This window comes from Streptomyces sp. DG2A-72, assembly GCF_030499575.1.
In the GTDB taxonomy this organism is placed as follows: domain Bacteria; phylum Actinomycetota; class Actinomycetes; order Streptomycetales; family Streptomycetaceae; genus Streptomyces.
The window spans coordinates 10,185,871-10,205,954 of sequence record NZ_JASTLC010000001.1; the positions used below are offsets into that span (position 1 = coordinate 10,185,871).

The 20,084-nt window shown below is 67.5% G+C and carries 15 protein-coding genes and 2 pseudogenes; 11 read left to right on the forward strand and 6 right to left on the reverse strand.

Features of this window, described 5'->3' with window-relative positions:
• Nucleotides 1-49: 49 nt before the first annotated feature.
• Complete coding sequence (locus tag QQY66_RS48340) at nt 50-1,585, reverse strand: PQQ-dependent sugar dehydrogenase (protein ID WP_301986966.1); 1,536 nt, start codon at nt 1,583-1,585, stop codon at nt 50-52.
• Between the two features lie 287 nt (nt 1,586-1,872).
• Nucleotides 1,873-2,868, reverse strand: a complete 996-nt coding sequence (locus QQY66_RS48345; RefSeq protein WP_301986967.1) for a lytic polysaccharide monooxygenase — start codon at nt 2,866-2,868, stop codon at nt 1,873-1,875.
• 843 nt (nt 2,869-3,711) lie between these two features.
• On the opposite strand from QQY66_RS48345, the gene QQY66_RS48350 reads away from it, so the two are divergent.
• Together QQY66_RS48350 and QQY66_RS48355 are read left to right on the forward strand one after the other, a co-directional pair.
• On the forward strand, nt 3,712-4,443 hold the full coding sequence (locus tag QQY66_RS48350) for a hypothetical protein (protein WP_301986969.1): 732 nt from the start codon (nt 3,712-3,714) through the stop codon (nt 4,441-4,443).
• Between the two features lie 314 nt (nt 4,444-4,757).
• Nucleotides 4,758-5,531, forward strand: coding sequence for an ATP-dependent DNA ligase (locus QQY66_RS48355; protein ID WP_367667059.1), 774 nt, complete (start codon nt 4,758-4,760; stop codon nt 5,529-5,531).
• Between the two features lie 220 nt (nt 5,532-5,751).
• Here the strand turns inward: QQY66_RS48355 and QQY66_RS48360 are convergent, their stop codons facing one another.
• Nucleotides 5,752-6,357, reverse strand: a complete 606-nt coding sequence (locus QQY66_RS48360; RefSeq protein WP_301986971.1) for a dihydrofolate reductase family protein — start codon at nt 6,355-6,357, stop codon at nt 5,752-5,754.
• A gap of 226 nt (nt 6,358-6,583) precedes the next feature.
• Here QQY66_RS48360 and QQY66_RS48365 point away from each other — a divergent pair, with 226 nt between their 5' ends.
• From QQY66_RS48365 to QQY66_RS48390, 6 genes and pseudogenes are all read left to right on the forward strand, one after another.
• Nucleotides 6,584-7,249, forward strand: coding sequence for a GNAT family N-acetyltransferase (locus QQY66_RS48365; protein ID WP_301986973.1), 666 nt, complete (start codon nt 6,584-6,586; stop codon nt 7,247-7,249).
• Between the two features lie 356 nt (nt 7,250-7,605).
• Nucleotides 7,606-7,836 carry a hypothetical protein gene (locus QQY66_RS48370; RefSeq protein ID WP_301986975.1) on the forward strand — a complete coding sequence of 77 codons (231 nt, stop codon included), beginning with the start codon at nt 7,606-7,608 and terminating at the stop codon, nt 7,834-7,836.
• A gap of 189 nt (nt 7,837-8,025) precedes the next feature.
• The gene (locus QQY66_RS48375) at nt 8,026-8,979 is read left to right on the forward strand and encodes a PIN domain-containing protein (protein WP_301986977.1); all 954 of its coding nucleotides are present in this window, start codon (nt 8,026-8,028) and stop codon (nt 8,977-8,979) included.
• Nucleotides 8,980-9,255: 276 nt separating this feature from the next.
• Nucleotides 9,256-9,800, forward strand: a pseudogene (locus QQY66_RS48380) (winged helix-turn-helix domain-containing protein).
• Nucleotides 9,797-10,441, forward strand: coding sequence for a transposase (locus QQY66_RS48385; protein WP_367667103.1), 645 nt, complete (start codon nt 9,797-9,799; stop codon nt 10,439-10,441). The pseudogene QQY66_RS48380 and the gene QQY66_RS48385 overlap by 4 nt, the downstream one beginning before the upstream one ends.
• Nucleotides 10,438-11,478, forward strand: a complete 1,041-nt coding sequence (locus QQY66_RS48390) for a hypothetical protein (RefSeq protein WP_301986978.1) — start codon at nt 10,438-10,440, stop codon at nt 11,476-11,478. The genes QQY66_RS48385 and QQY66_RS48390 overlap by 4 nt, the downstream gene beginning before the upstream one ends.
• Nucleotides 11,479-11,571: 93 nt before the next feature.
• Here the strand turns inward: QQY66_RS48390 and QQY66_RS48395 are convergent.
• Both QQY66_RS48395 and QQY66_RS48400 read right to left on the reverse strand, forming a co-directional pair.
• Nucleotides 11,572-13,035, reverse strand: a pseudogene (locus QQY66_RS48395) (NF041680 family putative transposase).
• A 132-nt stretch (nt 13,036-13,167) separates the two neighbouring features.
• Nucleotides 13,168-13,572: a hypothetical protein gene (locus tag QQY66_RS48400; protein WP_301986979.1), complete on the reverse strand. Its 405-nt coding sequence runs from the start codon at nt 13,570-13,572 to the stop codon at nt 13,168-13,170.
• A gap of 558 nt (nt 13,573-14,130) precedes the next feature.
• Between QQY66_RS48400 and QQY66_RS48405 the strand changes: the two genes are divergently transcribed.
• Both QQY66_RS48405 and QQY66_RS48410 read left to right on the forward strand, forming a co-directional pair.
• Nucleotides 14,131-15,066, forward strand: coding sequence for a helix-turn-helix domain-containing protein (locus tag QQY66_RS48405; protein WP_301986981.1), 936 nt, complete (start codon nt 14,131-14,133; stop codon nt 15,064-15,066).
• Between the two features lie 1,224 nt (nt 15,067-16,290).
• Entirely contained in the window at nt 16,291-16,911 is a 621-nt protein-coding gene (locus QQY66_RS48410; protein WP_301986983.1) for a hypothetical protein, read from the forward strand.
• Nucleotides 16,912-17,888: 977 nt separating this feature from the next.
• On the opposite strand, the gene QQY66_RS48415 is transcribed toward QQY66_RS48410, so the two are convergent.
• Nucleotides 17,889-18,953, reverse strand: a complete 1,065-nt coding sequence (locus QQY66_RS48415; RefSeq protein ID WP_301986984.1) for a PIN domain-containing protein — start codon at nt 18,951-18,953, stop codon at nt 17,889-17,891.
• A 71-nt stretch (nt 18,954-19,024) separates the two neighbouring features.
• Here QQY66_RS48415 and QQY66_RS48420 point away from each other — a divergent pair.
• A protein-coding gene (locus QQY66_RS48420; protein ID WP_301987750.1) for an IS5 family transposase occupies nt 19,025-19,887 on the forward strand; the annotation gives its coding sequence in 2 pieces (ribosomal slippage) (nt 19,025-19,381 and nt 19,384-19,887; 861 coding nt in all).
• The last annotated feature ends 197 nt before the right edge of the window (nt 19,888-20,084 follow it).

Consider the following 20,084-nt stretch of genomic DNA (forward strand, 5'->3'; position numbering starts at 1 on the left):
TCGTGGGCGGGCTCCGTTCGGCAGCCAGGGCCGGCGAACGGAGCCCGGGTCAGTCGCCGATGGTGCAGGCGTGTCCGTTGAGGGCGTATCTCTCAGGGGCCGAGGTGTCGCCCGTGTGGTTGGCCAGGTAGCCGATCTCGACGCTGTCGCCCGGCGCGATCGTCCCGTTGTACGCGGCGTTGGCCGCGGTGACCATGTCGCCGTTCTGGACGAGGTCGGTGTTCCAGTCCGAGATGATCGTCTGGCCCAGGGCGAGGGGGAAGACGAGCTTCCAGCCGGAGACGGGTGTGGTGCCGGTGTTGGTGAGGGTGAGGTTCGCGGTCAGGCCGCCGCCCCAGGCGTACGCGGTCTGGGTGATCCGGCAGGTCGGCGCGACCCTCTCGAACGACACCCGGTGCAGTCCACCGGGCAGGTCGTTGACGACGTAGAGTTCCCCCTGCGGCGTGGCGCCGAACGCCGTGACCTGGGTCGGCGTCCGCCCGATCTCGGCCTGGAGGTAGCCGCCCGCGCCGTCGTCGCGCAGCGCCCAGACGGTGGACGAGCAGTAGTCGGTGGCGATGTACGTGCCCCCGACCAGGTCCGCGAACTGCTTGCCGCGGTACACCTGCCCGCCGATGACCGCGCAGCTGCCGGTGCGCGGTGAGTAGGTGAAGACCGGATCGGTGAGCTCGGCGCCGCCCCCGCACTGGGCCTCGTCGAACACCACCAGCCCTTCGCGGCAGGACCAGCCGAGGTTCGCCCCGGGCTGCTCCGCGGGGCGCAGCCGGTCGATCTCCTCCCACCTGCCCTGACCGACGTCGCCGATCCACAGCGAGCCGTCCGCGGGGTCGAAGGAGAACCGCCAGGGGTTGCGCAGCCCGTAGGTCCAGATCTCCGGGCGGGCTCCCGCGACGCCGGCGAACGGATTGTCCCCGGGCACGCAGTACGCGAGGTCCCCGCAGCTCCGGCTCACGTCGATGCGCAGGATCTTGCCCAGCAGGGTGTCCACCCGCTGCCCGGAGTCGAAGGGGTCTCCGGAACCGCCGCCGTCGCCGATGCTCCAGTACAGGTGGCCGTCGGGGCCGAAGGCGAGCTGGCCGCCGTTGTGGTTGCTGTACGTGGCGTGCTCCTGGGACAGCAGCACCTTAAGGCTCGCGTCGTCGAGGTCGTAGCGGCCCAGGGTCACCGCTCCATCCGGCAGGGCGGTGTACGCCAGATACACCTCCCTGCTGTCCAGGAAGTCGGGCGCCGTCGCGATGCCGAGCAGCCCGCGCTCGTTGCCCGACTCGTCCACTGCGGACGTGATGTCGATGAGCGGGGTCTGCGCGAGGCCGGTGTCCGGGTGGTACACCCGCACGGTGCCGCGCTTCTCGGTGATGAACAGCCGGCCCGAGCCGTCGTCGGGCGCGGTGATGGCGGTGGGGCGCTTCAGGCCGGAGGCGACCTGGGTGGTGTGCGCGGCGATCTCCGGCAGCGGTACGGACGACTCCGCGCCGGCGTCGGCGGGTCTCGGGGGCTCCGGCGGGGAGGCGGAGGCTGCCGGAAGGGTCGACAGGGACAGCAGTGAGGCGATCAGCAGGGGTATTGCCCAGCGTCGTTTCAGCATGTCGGCTCCACGGGCGAGGGAGAGCCGCCCCACGGGCGGGAAGGAGTCGGCTCCACGGTCGAGTGAGTGCGGGCTTCATCCGGCGGGTGCGCGAGCGCACCCGCCGACCGTCGCTGTGGCGCGGCCTCGAGGCGGCGACGTTCGCCGCCTCGAGACCGCGCCTGGTGTCAGGGCCTGTCCGGCGGATCATGCCGCGGTAAGCGACGGCCCCTTGCGGGACCGCACCGGCGGGTACTGCACCCGGTGCTGCGACACGATCCACCGGACAGGCCCAAAGGGGATGGGGATCACGGTCGGGCGTCGGCCTGCCGGCGGCGCCGTCCGCGGTGGAACGCCGCACCCGCGACGCAGGCCACCAGGACCGCGGCTCCCGCCAGCGAGCCGGCCAGCGCGGTGAGCGGCGAGCCGCTCGTTGCCTCGCCGGCGGCGTTCACCGCGTCCACGTCCGGCGCCGCGGCGGCATGCGCCCCGTGCCCGGTGTGAGCCGCCGCTGCCTGGATGCCGGTGGACCCCGCCGCCTTCGCGGCGATCGCGTCGGCCGTCGTCCGGCCACCGCCCAGACCCGTGACCTCGCCCTGACCGCCATCGAAGACGACGTCGGAGCAGGAGAAGAAGTTCTCCTGGCTGTCCGAACGGATCCACTGGACGAAGAGCATGTGCGGACCGGACCGCGCCGGCAGCCGCAGGTCCCAGTAGTAGTGGCCGCCCACGCTACCCGGGCCACTCGTCTGCGGCGGGTCGGTGACGGTCTGCAGATGCGTCAGGTCACCCCATGCCAGGGGAGTGGTGGGCGACCAGCCGTTGTTGGTGATGTACACCTCGAACCTGCCCGGGTGGTGTGCCCAGTTGCTGTAGTTGATCTGGATGCTCGAGCCCGAGGTGAGGTGCGTCGTCGGCCAGTCTGTGCGGGCCGCGTTGTAGGGGGAGAAGTTGTACGGGCTCCTGTCGCCGGCGCTGCAGAGCTTCCCGTCAGGGACGTAGCCCACACTCCTGCCACCGGCGTTGGAGTCCAGCACGGCGAACCAGTTGTACAGCGGCGTGGTGCCGGCCTGCTGGACGGCGGCGCGACAGGCCGGGTTGGAGGGCATCTGGGTCGATTCGTTCTGGAGCAGGTCCAGGTAGCAGAGATACGTGCGCGAGCCGGGCCCCATGGCGACGCCGTGCGCCGCCGCCGGGGACGGCAGCGAGGCCACGGCGAGGGCCAGTAACACGGCTCCCAGCAGGGCGAGTAAGCGGTGGAAGCGGAGCCGCTTCCGGCTCCGGCCGACGTGTCCGATGATCATGTGGGGGATCTCCTCTGCGGTGATGCGGCACGGCGGGCAGCCGACCGGCATCGGCGCGCAGACGTCAGGTCGGCCGAGCGGCGACTCGCCCGCCGAACCGCCCGACTGTAGAAGTGCCGCGCACCCACCAAGGCGCCCGGCCGGTCCGGGACCGGATCGCCGTAAGGCGAATGGGAGCGCTCCCATACCATAGTGGCCAGCGGGACATCCGTGAATGCCCCCGTCGCATCCTCTTCTCCCCTGCCGAAGGCGGCCGGCTCGTACGCTTCCTGTCTCCTGGGAGCGCACAGTACGAGTGGGTCCAGACCAGGGCGAGGAAGCCGCCGTAGACGGCCGAGGCGAGGGTGGCGGGTATGAAGGCCCCGTACACGGTGGCTTGCGGGCCCTTGCCGCTAGCCGTCGACCGCGATCAGGACGAGTACGGCGGTGTAGATCCACACCACGGCGGGAGTCGGTGTCGGGTGCACAGGATCAGCCGCACCACCCCGGCCACCAGCGTGGCGGCGACCACGACGTGCCAGGTCAGCCGACCAACCCGAGCAGGTGCCAACAACGATGACCAAACGGCGCCAACTATCGAGACCAGAGTGGAGCATCGAGCCTGCTCGGCGGACCCCGCTGGTGTCATCTACCTCGACCAGTCACAACACCACTCGCACGAGCCTCGCGACCGACTGCGGTCGACGGCTCCGGTGAAGGGAGTGGCGGTCGTGAACGGCCATGCCGCGTACGCCCGTTCGCCTCGCCCCGTCCGCAGTCGCCCGGCGCATGCCCGCCGGCGGCGGCATCCTGCGGTCTCGCCGAGAGGCAGGCGTGCCGCACGTGCCTCGCTACGCTGCCGCAGTGATCGAGTCCTCCGCGCTGCCCGGTGATCCCACCGAGCTGCACCTACGGATCTCCTTCGATGACGAACTGTGGGGCACCCCGCAGGCCGACACGCTGGAGCGGTGGAACGTCGCCATCCTGCACCGTCGACGTACACATGACGGAGCCCAAGGCCCGGCGGCGGGCAGCGCCTGCGACGCCGCGGACTGTCCGTCGTGCACGACGGAGGATGTCGCCATAGGAGAGATGACCTTCTACCGGGTGCATCTCGACCGCGGCCGGAATGCCTACTGGGCCATGGCAGAGGAATCTGAGGAGCTGTACGAGACCGCCCAGTTCCTCCTCGATGCCGATACGGGCTCGTTCACGAGCGAGGCCAGCGAGCGGCCGGAGTACGTCGGCTCCGCCCTGCTCGTCATGGACCGGGTGACCCTTGAGCCACAGTGGCGCGGTCACGGGCTGGCTCCCGTACTCGCTATTGAGACGATCCACCGGCTCATGGCCGGCTGCCGGGCCATTGCCTGTTCGCCCGGCGTTACCGACCTCAGCAGCAAACCTCTGACGGACAGGTCGGAGTGGGACCGCGTGAACGCCAAGATCACCCACGGGTGGGAGTGCATCGGGTTCTGCCTGTACCGCGACAACGTCTATCTCCTGTCGCCGGCCTCGCAGGACCTGGAGGAGCAGCGCGGCGTACTTCGTGGGCAGCTCGCGGATCTAGGCGCGTCCTGGCGGACCACGATCTCCTGATGGACTCCGCTGTCGACGTACGGACCGTGCACCCGGACAAGGCCCTGCCGCCAATCCGCTGACCGGGCGACACTGCCCCCGTCGCCAGCTCACGGTGGAACACCTTCGACCATGTCCTCGACCTGGTCCCTGCCGGAGCCGATGCTCGCCACCCCCACATCGGACCCCGTGCTCCACCCGGAACACGCGGCCGAACCGAAATGGGACGGCTAGCGGGCGCTGCTGGGACGGTGGCCCGGCGACCGGGTCCTGATCCGTTCCCGCCGAGGCGGGAACCTGACGCCTTTCCCGAGATCGTCGCTGCGGCCTCGCAGTTGCCCGACGACACGGCGCTCGACGGGGAACTGGTGGTGTGGGAGAGCGACCGGCTGTCCTTCGAGCGTCTTCAGCAGCGTGCGCACCGCAGGGCGGCGACCGCTGTCCGTGCGGCCGAGCAGTGGCCGGCCCACTTTGTCGCCTTCGACCTGCTGCGGGCGGGCGCCGACCTGACCGCGCAGCCCTACCAGGCTCGCCGCGCGGCACTGGAACAGCTCTTCGCCGACCACCGCCTAAATGCTCCCTGGACCCTGTGTCCCTCCACCACTGACCCGAAGCAGGCCACCGACTGGCTGGAGTGGTCGACGGTCGCACTGGAGGGGCTCGTCTTCAAGCGCCTGGACCAGCGGTACGTGCCCGCGTTCAGGGCGTGGCGCAAATACCGGTCCCGGCACACGACCGAGGCCGTGATCGGCGCGGTCACCGGTGCCCCGGCCGCTCTCACCACGGCCCTGCTCGGCCGCCTCGACGCCGACGGCCGGCTCCAGTACGCCGGACGCACCACCGTCCTGAACCTGGCCGTCCGCCAAGCCCTGGCCGCCGAACTCCTACAGGGCGGACCCGCGCACCCGTGGACCGGGTGGACCTTCAGCGCGAGCTGGGGGTCGCGGGAGCAGCTCGCCGTACGGCTGGTCGAGCCGGTTGTCGTCGCAGAGGTCGCGGTCGACGTGTCCCTGGACGCGGCTGGCCGCTGGCGCCACCCTGTGCGGCTGGAGCGTGTCAGGAGCGATCTGACTCCCAGTGATGTGCCGCTGTTCGGGCAAGAACTCTGACCTCGGACAGCTCCCTGCCGGACGCTCCCACTCCTCAGCGCGCAACGGGTACGTCCTGCGCGGGCGGGGGGGGGGGGGGGGGACCGTCGTCGGTTGAGGACGGGGATACGGCGCTCTATTGCTGGGTGTCCTGACGTTGGCCGTTCGCCCCCTATTAGGTCTTGCTCCGCGCCCGCCGGCGCCGGCCTGGCGGCCGTCCAGACCGGCGGACGGGGCGACGTCACGCAGGGGCGCCGAGCGGCGGGTGCTCGAGCACGCGGGGCTTGTACTCGACCAGCTGGATGCGGCCGTCGAAGGTGCGGTGCTCGATCATCTCGAGGGCAACGTCCGGATAGCCGTCGTAGATGCGTTCTTCGCCCGTGGCCCCGGTGATCACCGGGAACATCACGACCCGGAAGCGGTCGACGAGTCCGGCTCGTAGCAGGGACCGGCACAGGCTGAGGCTGCCGATTGTGCTGAGGAGCCCCGAGCCGCTCGACTTCATGGCGCGGACCGCCTCGACGGCGTCGTCGCGGACGAGCGTGGAGTTGGCCCACGTCAGTGGCTCCTCGAGTGAGGAGGAGAACACCACCTTGGAGGCTTGCGTGAGCTCGTCGACGGACGCCTCTTCTTCGGGCCTGAACTCGTCTTGGCCCTCCGGGACCTCGCCTGCGGCGAAGCCCGACATCAGGCGGTAGGTGTTCGCTCCCATCAGGTAGGTGGCCTCGGGCTGCTCGCCGAGCCATGCGAGGTACTCCGGGCCCTCGAGGCCCCAGAACCCGGGCCATCCCTGTCCCGATGCGTGGCCATCGAGGGAGGTGATGAAGTCGACGAGAAGCTCCGACATGGCGGTGTCCTTTGCTAGGTGTCATGAGCTTGGACCGGCCGGGAGCCACTAACTCATCGGCCGCGCTGTGGAGTAACGAGAAAACTCATGACGCTGCAGCCGATCAGGTCGGCGGAGCGGCACTGCTTCGGAGGGCCCGGAGGGCCGGTTCAAAGATGGGTTCTGAGGCGGGACACACCCGGTACATTCGGCCGGACACACCAGGAGGAATACAACGGGGGGTTCCATGATTCGGTCGCTCCTACGACGTCGCCGGGCGGCCTCGGGCCTCCCGGTCCCGGACGTGTGCACGCCCGGCCGGCACGCCCTGGCCACCCGGCACCTGCTGTTCTACACCCCGGTGACCCAGCTCGACGCGTTGGCGGCCATCGCCGCGGGCGCGGACCCCGAGGCCCAGCGCTGGCAGGGGAACCAGGCCGGCCAGGTCGTACCGGACGCCGACACCAGACGGGCCCTGCTGCGCCTGGGCCACTCCGGCGCCTCCCTCCGTTGGTTCATCAGGTCCAACCCCGAGCTGGCCGAGCCCTTCGAACCCAGCGCCGAGTTGCCCGAGTTCATGGTCTGTGTACGCCGCGACACCGGGCGCTACGCCGGGTACCTCGAACTCGACCACGACAGGGGTGAGATCGGCGGCATTCTCGCCCCCGACCATCGAGGCCAGGGCCTCGGCGCTGAACTGTTCCTGGCGGGTGCGGAGTTCGCCCATGGCCACGCCGGTCTGCCGACGGTACGGGCGGGCACGGCGACGGCGAACCTTGTGTGCCGCCGCGCCCTGGAACGCGCCGGCTTCGTCCCGGCCCCCGGCCCGGCCCGCCACACCCTGCCGGACGGCCGTGAGCTGGACAGCGTCTGGTACCGGCACGAGGGCGCCGCGTCGGCGTGTGCGATGTGAGGCAGGAGCGGAGGGGCGGAGGGGCGGAGGAGCGAGTCCACCGCCTCGGAACTCCGCCGTGTCCAGCTCGAACCCGAGAGGAGCGGGCAGGGACACGGTCAGCCCGAGCTTGTGCCGGGCACTCTTGGCGTAGGCGTCGTCGTACGCGATTCGGGGAACCTTGTCCGCCTGCGGGGCGTGGGTGCTGGTCCGCGGGGATTCCGGCGCTGCGTTGCCGCCTCGCCAGGGATCCTACCTGCCGTACCGGGCCGGCCGAATGCCCTACGGGTGCCCGGAGTTATCCACAGGCCGTCACACGTTGTGCCGTCTCGTCGTACGGTGCTGCCCCTAGTTGATCACGAGCACGGGGGTGCGCGATGTCGTACAGGGTGGATCTGGTGTTCCGGGTCGACGAGGCGCTTGCCGACCTCCCGGAGGACGGCCGTCAGGAGGTCATGGAGACGATCGCCAAGGTGCTGGTTCGCCGGGACGCCTGGCCGTCGTTCGGCGGCTGGGAAGGGGTGCTCTGGTTCGGGTCTCGGTGCTGGGTGGCGTTCACCGCGTACCCGGATGGGATCGATGTGTACGACGTCGGCGGGGCAGGCTGAGTGAGACCGAGCCGCCTGCCTCATTTGCCCGCGTTCACCGCGCCCACGGCGTAACCACCACCCAGCCCATGGCGGACCTCGGGCTGGCCCGCAACGAGCTGTAACTACTGGTCTGCGGTCGTGCTACTGGAGGGCGGCGACGTCGGAAATCCAAGGCGTACCAGCGGGCCGCGCTGGCAGGATCACCGCATGCTCATCACACCGCGCCCCGGCGCAGACCGGAAGAACATCCGGCAGGCCCTCAGCGGCGTCCACACCACGGCGATGAACCTGCAGCGGCCGTACGGCAGCGCCTTCGAGGGGCTGCTGGCGTACCTGGAGTGGGCCACGGAGTCCGCGCGGATGCTGCGCTCCCAGATCAGCGACCGGGACCTCGACCAGCTCGTGTTCACCGACCGCTACCGGGCGCTGCTGGGCAGCTGCGGCACGCTCGCCGGGACCGCCCAGCAGCGCCTCGTGAACGGCCTGGTCCAACTTGAAGTCGCCGAACGGATCGAGGCGTTCGAGGCGGCCGTGGCCGCGCTGGATACGCAGGTCGGCCGGTGGAGCCAGCGGGAGGTGTTCGTCGTGGCGGACTCCAGCTTCTACATCCAGAACGAGGTGAAACTGGCTGACGTCGACCTGCATGAGGTGCTCGACGTGCCGCGCTGGCTGTTCGTGCGCCTGCTGTTCCCGATCGTGGTGGTCGACGAGCTGGACGACCTCAAGGACGCCAGCAAGCAGCGGGCCCGCTGGCGTGCCGCCCACACGCTCGGTCTCCTCGACGGGGTCCTCAACGGCGACACCCACGGGGTCCTGCATGAGGGGGAGCACACCGTTCAGGACGGCGAGACCCGCGGCAGGGTCAACGTGGAGATTGTCCTCGATCCCCCCGGCCACGTGCGTTTGGACCGCCCGGATGTCGAGATCATCGACCGGACGGTGGCCATCCAGGGCCTGGCCGGCCGCGACGTTCGGTTGCTGACGTGCGATACGAGTCAGCACACCCGGGGCCGGGCCGCCGGGCTGCAGGTGACCAAGGTGGCGACGAAGGACCCCGGGGACGAGCCGGACTGGTCGGCGGCCCCGGACAGGTCTGGTACTGGTGTGCGCGCGCAGCGGCGCGCCCGGCAGGCCGAAGCCGAGGCTCCGACGGCCAGTTGAGAATCGAGCACCACGGCAGTAACACTGCGCTACACACCACCTGGTGGTAGTTGCACGAGAACAAGGCCGAGACGGCGGAACCGGCGTCTCACTCGACTTTGTCTCGCCGCAAGTCAGGATGTCGTCCGGCGGCAAGATCGAATGAGACGGGACAGCCGGCCCTGCCTCGTTTGGACCCGGGACAAGGCTTCGCGGGCCGAGGCTACTGAACTTGATTGGGTGATGTCGGGGCTGTTCGCCTGACTGTGACCGGTCCGATCCGGTAGCCCTGGGCTGGTGAGATACGCGCAAGGCGGCGGGTTGACCGACGCTGGAAGGGCCGCACGGGAGCGTGTCCGGCTTCAGGCCGTGGAACGCTTCGAGCGCGGGGAGAAGAACAGGGACATCGCTGACGTGCTCCGGGTGACGGAGCGGTCCGTGGAGCGGTGGCGTCGCCAGTGGCGTGAGCGGGGCGAGGCGAGGCCGGTGTCCTGTCGAAGGGATCGCCGGGGCGGCCGAGGCTCGGTGAGGGGCAGATCGCCAGGCTGGAACGGGAGTTGGAGCGTGGCCCGCTGGCCCATGGCTGGGTGGACCAGCGGTGGACACTGGCGCGGATCAGGACGCTGATCGGCCGGTTGTTCCGCGTGAGGTACACGGTGGAGGGCACCTGGCGGCTGCTGAAGCGGCACGGCTGGTCCTGGCAGCAGCCGGCCCGGCGGGCGATCGAGCGGGACGACGAGGCGGTCGAGGTCTGGAAGAAGGAGACGTGGCCGCGGGTAAGAGGGCCGCGGCGGCGTTGGACGGCTGGATCGTCTTCGAGGATGAGGCTGGGCAGTCGATGACGCCGCCGCGCGCACGAAGCTGGGGACGCAGGGGTTCTACGCCGGTGGTCCGGGTTCGCGGCCGGGGCTCGGGCCGGGTGTCGATGGCGGGGCTGACGTGCTACAAGCCGGGCGAGCGGTCCCGGATGTTCTACTCGGTCCGCGAGTACCGGGGCCGTAAGGGTGAGCCGAAGGGCATCGGTTGGCGGGACCTGCGCGACCTGCTGGTCAGGGCACACAACCAGCTCGGCGGCCCGATCGTGCTGGTCTGGGACAACCTGCGGATGCACCTGGTCGAACCGCTTCGTGAGTTCATCGCCGCCCACGACGACTGGCTCACGGTCTTCCAGCTGCCCAACTACGCACCCGACCTGAACCCGCAGGAGGGAATCTGGTCACTGGTCAAGCGCGACGTCGGCAACCTCGCCGCAGCCGACCTCAGCCAGATCACCCGCACCATCAAGTGCAGGCTCAAGCAGATCCAGTACCGCCCGAACTTGGTCGACGGCTGCCTGGCGGGCACCGGGCTGGTCATGGACGGCTGGCATCCGACGTCACCCAATCGAGCTCAACAGCAACCCCCCGGCCGCCGGACCGCCATGCACCCCTCTTGCCCGCAACTCCTCCGCGACCGACAGTGGAATGGGGGTGACTGTTCATGAACTGGTTCAACCGGCTGTTGGTCGGCGACGACTTCGCGGATTCGCGCCTGGGGGTCGACAGCCTCGATCGCTACCTCGCTGACGTCCCCGACCTGACCGCGTTGGGCCTGGGACCAATCACCGACGACCGCTGCGCGGTATTCCCATACGAATGGCGCGACCTGCGGTTCGGCTTTGGATTCACGTTCCGGGTGTACGCAACCCCGGATCTGCCGGAGCACTCCCCTCCATACGGTCCATACGGTGTGGGGCGCGTCTACCGGATGCTGTGCACCCCCGACACGCAGCGCCGCTGGACCGACGCGGCGCTCGCCTACGCCGACGAGATCAGCGAGGCGTCCAAGGAGTTCTATGCGGCGGCCGGGCCCGTCCCGTACGTCGAACCCTGGTCCCTCCTCCGCTTCCTGCGCACCGGGCACGGCCGTCCGGCTCCACCTGCTGAGCCGCGCTGGACCGTGCCCCGCATGAAGTACCCCGACTACCGGCGACTCGAATCCCGTTACGAAGACCGGGTCTCAGCGGCGGAGAAGGCGTACGCGCCTGTCCGGACCGAGATCGAGAACCTGGTCGAGGAGGCCGAGCAAGCCGCATGGGAACGCGCCCGCGCCGACGAGCAGCGGAGAATGGACGCGTTCGCCGCCGAGGCCGTGTGGCTGTTCGTCATGAAAGGCACGCCGGAGTCCCGAACATGTCTCGTCTTTCGTCACGACGTCCCTCCTCGGATGCCGGTCACCGACCCCGAACGCCGGGTCACCCCGATGCGCCCCAGCGAACTCGATGTCGCGCTACGCCAGATCCTGACCCGGGAGAAGGCAAGAGTGGCCTGGGACCCCAACGCCGAGGACCACGTCAGGAACACCATGTACCTGACCATCGCGGCGCACTGGGGCACACTGTTCCCGGACTCACCCGTTTTCCCGAAGCCACCCGTTGTCCCGAAGCCACCCACCGCCCGAGGTCCGGGGCACGGACCCCGCTACTCCGCCACCTCCCACCACTCCAGCTACGGCATCGACGCCATCGGGGGAATCTTCTGACCAGCACACGAGCGGATCCGCCGCGCGTCGATCTCGCAGCCGTGCCGAACCCACCACGTCCGCGACGGACGATAAAATGAGCTTGTTCTTTATCTACCAGGATCTGCCAGGTCGGCCGATGGCCTTGAGGGTCTCGGGGCGTTTGACGGTCTTGCCGACGTCGTAGCGGGGCGCGGGATGGCGGTTCTTGGTCCCGGGCGGTCATCCGGGACCAGCGCCGCGAGGTTGGGGAACACGGGCCGGACAGAGCAGGTGGGCTCGGATGTTCCTGAACCCTCGGCGGACCCGGGCCGGGGTGAGGCGTTCGGGCTTGGCCGGCTTCTCCCAGGGCCGACGGAGGTCGGCGGCCAGCGGCCGGGCGAGGCGGAGCTGGGTGTGGGCGACGACCACGAGCCAAGTCCACCGGTCCGCGGCCTCGGGAGTACGGACCTTCGGGGTGGTCCAGCCGAGAATCTGCTTTCCGAACCTGAAGGTGTGCTCAAGATCGAATCTCCTGAGGAACACCTACCACCACAGATCCACGTCTGCCGGGGCGGCTCCGGTCTTGGAGGACCACAGCCAAACCGGCGGTGCTTCCCGTTCCTTGGAGAGGTGCTCAACCTTCAACCGGACCAAGGTGCCCTCGACGACGGGGAGTTCACCGTCGTGCTCCAGCCAGGCCGAGCGGTGGGTCAACCTCGGGTGGACCCGGTCCCACGCTTGGGCTTCGGCCTTGCCGTAGTTGGCGGTGTCGGTGACGGTGGTGATCGCCGCCTCGGGCCAGGTCTCGGGTCTGGCAAAGGCAAAGCGGAACTCCTTGCCGTGCTTCGGCGGTCGCCCACCCTGGGGATAGGCCAGGGCGTACTCCTTGAGCGAGGGCTTCGGCAGCCGCATCACCCGGTCACTGCGGATCCGCCCGACCAAGTCGACAGGAAGATCCCGCAGGACCCAGGCCAGGCGGGTGACGTCGTAACCCGCGTCCATGACGATCGTGATGTCCGGGTCGCCGGGCGCCCACTGGCCAGCTGAGATGAGCCGCTCGGCCACTGCGCGGAGTTGGGTGGCGGTGACGGCGGTCGCATCGTCTTCGGGACCGAGCCGGACCACGTCCAGGATCGACGTCCACGAGGTGGCTCCCGGTTCGAGGACGGCGACGAAGGAATACGGCCAACCCGGGATGAACTGGGAGGCGGACTTCGCTCGGCCGTAGACGTGGCAGAACAGCCGGTCCGCCGAGCACGGCGCGTCCGAGCGCAGCCACGGCGACACGTCGACCGCCAGCACCAGGCGCCCGCCCTCGAACCGGGGCAACGACAGCCCAGCGAGCAAGGTCCGCAGCCTCTCGACGTCGATCCGGCCCCGGTTGAGAGCTCCGTACAACGCGCCGTGCCCACGCCGGTGCTAGGGCACCATCGTCAGGTCCACCGGCGAGGTGACCGGCCCGTCGACGCACAACAGCGCGTCGACCACTTCGAACATTTCGTCACGCCGGGCGGTCAGACACCCGTAGAACTCAGCGCGGAAGCGTGACGCTTCCGCGAACGCTTCCCGCCGGACATCCGGGCACACCACACTCATGACAACAGCCTTCGACTGGTTCTCCTCGTGACGGAGCACAGGATCAGACGAAGGCCGCCCTCATGTCCGGCGAATGCCCAGGTGAGTGACCTCGTTCGGGACACCGTTCGAGGCCAGAAGAAGAACAACAAGTCAGCGGCACCGGAAGGTGTGGACCAGCCACCTCGCCACGCCGTCTGTGTCCGTTGTAGTCAGGTTCCGAGGCGTATAAAGCCGACCCGTCGCAAGAAGATCGTAAGGGTGCTCCACGCCGTCTTTCTGAAAATAACTATTGGCGCAGTACCCCTCACCGATGAAGTAACCCTCGGCTTGGGCCCACCCAAGATGCCTGTCCGTTCGCCTGTTTACAGGCAGGATCGCGTCGTAGACGGGGCCACCATCACTCGTTTCGTATACCACGCCGATGCCGACTTCGCTGGCATACGAGTTGTGGATGTAGCTCCAGGGCGGTGGGGCAGCGGATGCGGGAGTGGCGGTGAAGGGGAGCGCGGCGATTACCGCCAAGGCAAGCGCCGTCAGAATTCTCAGAGGCCTCATCGTGTCCTTCCTGGGGCGAGACAGGGGAGCTGTCGGCTGCGTCAGCTGGCACCGGTGCTGTCAGGGCGACAGCACACAGACTGGCGGCTGCTGGTCCGGTGACGAAAGATGATCCCAGTTTCATCGTCGCTACCTTCGGGTCGCCTCGCGTATCGATGGCCCCTTGCGTGGTGCGTCGCCCGTGGTGGCGTGCTCCGGGGGCCGCAGAGGATCTTTCCCCCTCTCACTCCTCACCTGGAGTGCTGATGCGGGTTGTCGCAGACGTACGGATCGGTTGGCCGCGCGCAGGAACGGTCTTGGCGTACCAGACGCGAGCGCTCGACAGCCGGCACGGCGAGAACAGCCAGGGGCAGGATCGGGAGTCGCATGCCTTCCCCCGTGGTGGCGGGCTTCGGATGGTCGAAACCCTTCGGTGTTCATTCGTGGTTGCTCTGGGCATTGACCGTAGGCGCGATCCCGGACTTCGTGGCACCACTACGTGCATTGTGGCTCCCCAGTTCGTGCACAAAGCGGCAGTAGAGTGTTCGTGCGAGCGGGGGCAGTTGGGGGTGCGTCGGCATGACGGACAGCAAGGGTTTCCGATTACGTGGAACGGAGCCGTTCGAGGCAGCGGTCTCGTCCTTGTTCGGTTCGCTGCGAGTGACGGATCCTGGCCCTCCGGGGTTCCAGGCCGTGGTCGACCACGTAGCCATTGGGGCACTGATGGTGACCCGCATCCAAGCCGCTGCCGCGACGGTGACACGGGACACCCGTTGCATCACCTCCACCGACGTGGAATGGATGCACCTCACGCTGCATCGCTGCGGCCAGGTCGCGGTGACCCAGGACGATCGGACCACCGCGCTGAAACCGGGTGTGCTGTTCGCCTGTGACAACACCCGGCCCTACCGGATCATCGGTGCCGAGGCCAGCGAGATGACCGTGCTCTGTGTTCCCCGTGCGAGTCTGGGCAAGCAGGCGGACTGCATGAGCCGGCGTACGGCACTCCCCATACCCACGCAGGACGGTATCGGCAGGCTTCTCGGCTGCGCACTGTCCGGGATGGAGAAGGACCTCCCCCGTCAAGGCGTAGCACGCACCTATCTGGCCGACGCGCTCACCACGCTCGTGCTCGCTGCCTTCGTCGACACCACTCCCGAGCAGGCCTCCGTCGCCAGCGATCTTGTCGATCGGATCCGCGTCTACGTGCTGGCCCATCTTGGCGACCCTCTGCTCAGTGCGGAACGAATCGCGCGTCGGCACCACATCTCGGTCCGCCACCTGCATGCACTGTTCAAAGGATACGACCTGACCTTCGCCGCCTGGGTCCGGCATGAACGCCTGCTACGGATCCGCCGTGACCTGCTTGACCCCGCCTGCGCAGACCGCTCCACGGCCGCGATCGCGGCACGGTGGGGAGTGCTCGACACCAAACATCTCGGCAGGGCATTGAAACGGGAGTTCGGCGAAACCGTCAGCGACCTACGCAGTGGCCAACAGGACGGCCATCGGTAGATCGTCAAATCCGCTTGCAGAGATCAAGTCCGTCTGCGGTGGTCACCGAGTCGATCAACCTCTGACCTTGTTCGTTTCGGTAGGGCATCGAACGATTTCCCGAACGTGCCCGCTCGTACGAGGGTTCCGGGGACGCGAGATCCTGCGTTCCGGCCAAAGAGGCACCTGACCAGCACGAAGGCCGCCCCCTACATCCGGCGTACCCCCAGGTGAGCGACCCAGTTCGAGGCAGGAAGATAAAGAACAAGATAAGAGGGTGTTTCTGATCCCTTGATCACTCGTTGGGCAGTTCGCGGATGCTCGCAGTGACGGCGTGGGGCCTGTGTGGCCGTGCTGCGCTTGACTTGCTCCAGCCGGAGCAGAGAGCCCGGTTCCGTCAACCGACCTGTTTCGGTCGGAAGATGCCTCCGCAGCTTTGGTGCCTGGCTGGCCGGCGGCCCTGCCCGGTGACCTTGTCTACGCACACATGGCACATCCAGGAATTGCAGCGATCACACCGCCGCGCGTAGAGCAGGGCGCTGACATCGGCCATCGGCCCAGCCAGATCCTCCCGGGTCAGACCGAGGTTCGCGGCGATGTCCCACAAGCCCCGCTCACCCATCGGGTCGGGACGCAAGTCCTCAGGATCGATGTATCGTCGGCAACTCACACATCTCGGATGGGGTTCAATGCGGTGGGACTTCTTCATTCTCACCTTGCCCGACGAAATTCCTCGTGGGGCGAGCTTCGGCTGCGGTTCTCGCTGCTCTGTGGCCGTCGAGTCAACCCTGGGGTTCCTCCGCTTGTACCTGGGCCTGGGCGCTCCGCCGCGCCCCGACGCTTGCTTCGGGGCTGGCTCAGGTTCGGGCTCCACTTCCGTCTTCGGTTCGGGTTCCGATCCCTCCTCGGAAGCTGCTATCTCCCGCGATTCGCCGGATAGTTGACTCTTCTTGCCTCTCCTGCGGAACCATCGCATGGGCGGATAATAATGGCGGGGATCGGGACCCCTCCCCAAGCTGGGATAGGGCGTCAGATGGCGCGTTCGCAACTGCCGCCCACCGCTGCGTGGCCCTGTGACGAGCAGCAGCGCCGCCAGACGTCGGTAGGCGCCGGTTTCCTCGGCCAGCTGGGGGTTGCACCCTTCCGGGCAAGGCGCCTGGTCATGAGGCAGCTACTTCAGCGACGACGACACTTCGAACAACTGGAGCCGGAGCGGAACTGCTCCGCGCCCTCAAGACCCAGAACGTGCAGGACGTCACGCTCCAGGGAACAGGGCAGAGCCGCTCCGCCGACACCGCCACCATCCAGGGGCTCTTGGGCAGGCTGCAGTTCCTGGAGATTTCAGAGGACGAAGAGGTACGCGAACGCCTGAAGATACTCGGGCCGGCTCAGCGCGATGCGCTCAAAAAGGTCATCAGCGACACCGGCGTCCTGGAAGTGCTGGCAGACGCCACGCTACGCGATCACACCCGCGAGGCCGTCGCCCTCAACGCGGAACAGACGTCCGCACTCACCGCAGCAGCCCGGCATCCCGACCTCCTCGACGCCCTCCACTCGGACAACGTCCGCCGCATCGCCCTCCACGCCGCCGGCCTCTCCGAGCCCAGTCCCCGCCCCGTCTTCGCCATGATCGACCACCTGCGCCAGGTAGAGGGCTCCCCCGACATCACGAATTCAATCTCAGTAGCGGGGCATCACGTGCATTCGGCTTGGGGGTTTACGGGCGTCCAGTCTGACGGGCCTAGAGCGCCGACCGCCCGGACTTGGAAGCACGCTCTGTACACTATGGGCTGGTGCCAGCTGGTTTTAGTGGTGTTCGGTGCCAGGCGAGCGACCTGGCCCGTAGTGACATTGCGGACTTCGTAACCGGTCTCGTTGGTTGCCGAGTCAGCCCACTCCAGAGAAATCCTGTGACTATCTCCAGGGACGCGGCTGGCGACGAGGTTCGAAGGCTCAGGCGGTGGCCCGTAGTTATGGCGAATGATGAATGAGGCCGCTGCAGAATCAGGCGAGTTGAATTCATCGTTCGGCGCATACAGAGTCACAAACCGCCCTTCAGCCTCGCCCACTGATGAGAACCGATAGTCTTCAGCATCGAGATCGAGGTTGTCACAGTGAGTCTCTTCGAAAAGTCTTAGTCTTGCGCTTGCGACAACCCGTTCGGCGTTAGTGAGCTGGAAGTTGATGGATAGTTCAGCCGTAGCCTGATCGCCTGCGCATACCTTCTGTACCAATTTCCCTCTCGGTCGCTGGTGTGTAAGGTGGTAGGGTCGGGTGAAATTGAATTCTTTAGTGTCACTTCCTTCGAACAACGAGCAACAGTTGAACGCGCGCACCCAGCCTTGGATAGTGACGGTGTGGACTTGAGCTGCCGCAGCGCGCTCCGTCATGCCCACGAACGGGATCGGTGCCAGCAGAACCGCCGCCGACATGAGTCGTGCAAGCTTCATCTTCGAACCTCGCGGATCTTGAAACCTAGATAGGTGGACACCGCGTCGTCGACAAGGGCATTCGATGCAGCCGCTTACCGTCAGAATCCCACTGCGGCGATTCTTGTGCATCTCGGGCGTCGCACCAGGTCGTGAGGAGCACGAACCGATCCTCGATGCCGGCCAGGTTCTCGTTCATCGGGTACGGGAAGACGGCCCGCGCGGCCTTCCGCTACGGGCGCCCCATCGGCGGAGGAGGAGCACGCCGGGGCCAATGACCGGAGCCGCTACTCGTCGGTCTTCCGCAGAAAGAGGAGGTCGCGGAGTCGCCCCTCGACGGCGGTTATCCGGGCCGCCTTCCTCACGGCCGCGCCCTCATATGGCCTCGGCCCCCTCAGCGGGTGCAGTCCCTTCTCATCCTCCATGGCGACCTCGCCGAAGATGTCGGCTGGGAGTGTCGACTCGGGCATCTGAATAAAGGTCTCCAGTGTGATGGGCGCGATCCGTTTCGTCCCCGATGCGGCGAGGTGTGGTCCATGCACTGCCCGCGGTTGTGATCATTGCAGGGTCATCGAGGACCGCGGCCCCGGTGAGGTGCCACTCAACGACCGCCGTGCACCACACGTGTTCACCGATCTGGTACGTCTTGATGTCCGTCACGGACCTGAGGCACGCCACCGTCAGGAACCACCCGAGAGCCTGGGTATCGATGCTGTCCAGCCCGAGGTCACCGACAACCGCCGTGCACCAGAAGCGGGTCAAGCGCTTCCGCGCCTGGTTCACAAGGGTGCGGAGTGCGGGGTCTGAGGAGAGGATCGTACGGACGAGCTCCTCGTCAGTCTCTACCTCTTCCGTGAACCGGGAGACAACCTCATCCAGGCTCGTCAAGTGCACGAACCTCTCACCGAGTTCCGCAATGTCCCGGTCCATCGGGGCCCGGTAGGACGATCCGTCCGTGAAGTCTTTGGTGTTCGAGCTGACGAAGTAGACCGTCTCGGCAGGGTGCTCCCGCGCATACTCAACCGCGGAAAGCCAGATCGCGGCATCCCTGCCACCCTTCTTCGGATCCTTCGGCGACGACGACCCCTTGCACGGGGGTAGCGCGTTCGCCTCCCGGAACAGCGCTTCACGCAAGGCCGTTTCGCTCGTCGGGATCGTGGCAGCGATCTCCCCGTACACCTTGCACCAGTGCTCTCGATAGCGCTCCAGGTCGCACGGGGCGAGGGACGCCTCCAACTCCCAGGGCGTGAGCCGGGAGACCGAATCGATGGCCGCGGCTGCCGCCGCGTGCATTTCGGCGTACTTCACGGCCTTCTGAGCGACCAGCTCCTCCATCACCATCCACGGGACGGCAACGTCATCCGCGCCTGCGGAAACGGCGATTCCGTCGCTGGCGATGGCTCGGATGGTCCGGAGGAAATCAGCGCTGCTGTCCTCCAGGGAGAGGCCCCGGAGGATGCACGTGTCCAAGATGATCAACGCTAGCTCCCCGCCCTCAACACGAATTAGGGTCCGTCTTCAAAGATCATCGGGTGGTGGATCATGGTGGGATGATACGTCGTCATGAACTCACCGATCAGGAGTGGGAGTTACTCGCTCCGCTGATACCGCGGGCTGTGACGGGCCGGCCGCGGGTGTCGGACCGGCAGGTCATCAACGGGATGGTCTACAAGATCCGGACCGGGATATCCTGGCGTGACCTGCCGGAACGCTACGGTCCATGGCAGACCGTCTACACCCGCTTCCGCCGCTACGCCCTGGACGGCGTGTTCACCCGGGCTCTTCAGCAGATCCAAGCTGGTGCGGACGCGGCCGGCGACATCGACTGGCTCGTCCAGATCGACTCCACCATCGTCCGCGTCCACCAGCACGCGGCCGCCACCGGCCGAAAAGGGGGCACCATCGGCCGGACGAACCGGACGATCACGCCCTCGGTCGATCCCGAGGCGGACTGACCACCAAAATCCATCTCGCCTGCGACGGCAAGGGGCGCCCGCTCGCAGTCCTGGTGACGCCAGGGCAACGTCACGACAGCATCTGCGCGCGCCCTCTTCTGGAGCGCATCCGTGTCCCTCGCACCGGACCGGGCCGACCCCGTTGCAGGCCTGATCAGGTCATCGCAGACAAGGCCTACAGCTCCCGCGGCTTCCGCGCCTACCTGCGTAAACGCGGCATCGGGCACACTATCCCGGAGAAGACCGACCAGCAGCGACACCGGCACAACCGTGGCGGTCGCGGCGGGCGGCCACCGGTGTTCGACCGGCAGGTCTACCGTCAACGCAACGTCGTCGAACGCTGCTTCAACCGGCTCAAAGGCTTCCGTGGAATCGCCACCCGATACGAGAAGACCGCCGCCTCCTACGAAGCAGCGGTCACACTCGCGTCATTCCTGCTCTGGGCAAGATCCGTTTGAAGACGGACCCTAGTGCAGTCGTTGCGGTTCCCAATCCGGCCCCCGTGCTGACATGTCAGCACGGGCTAGCGATCCGTTGCAGTCATGATTCCTGGCCGTCTCACTCTGCGCGGCACCCTTCATATTCCAGGAATCGCACGTCGTTGGATCGCGAGTGCTAACGCAAACCCCGTCCGAGCCTTCGGGTACACCACCGC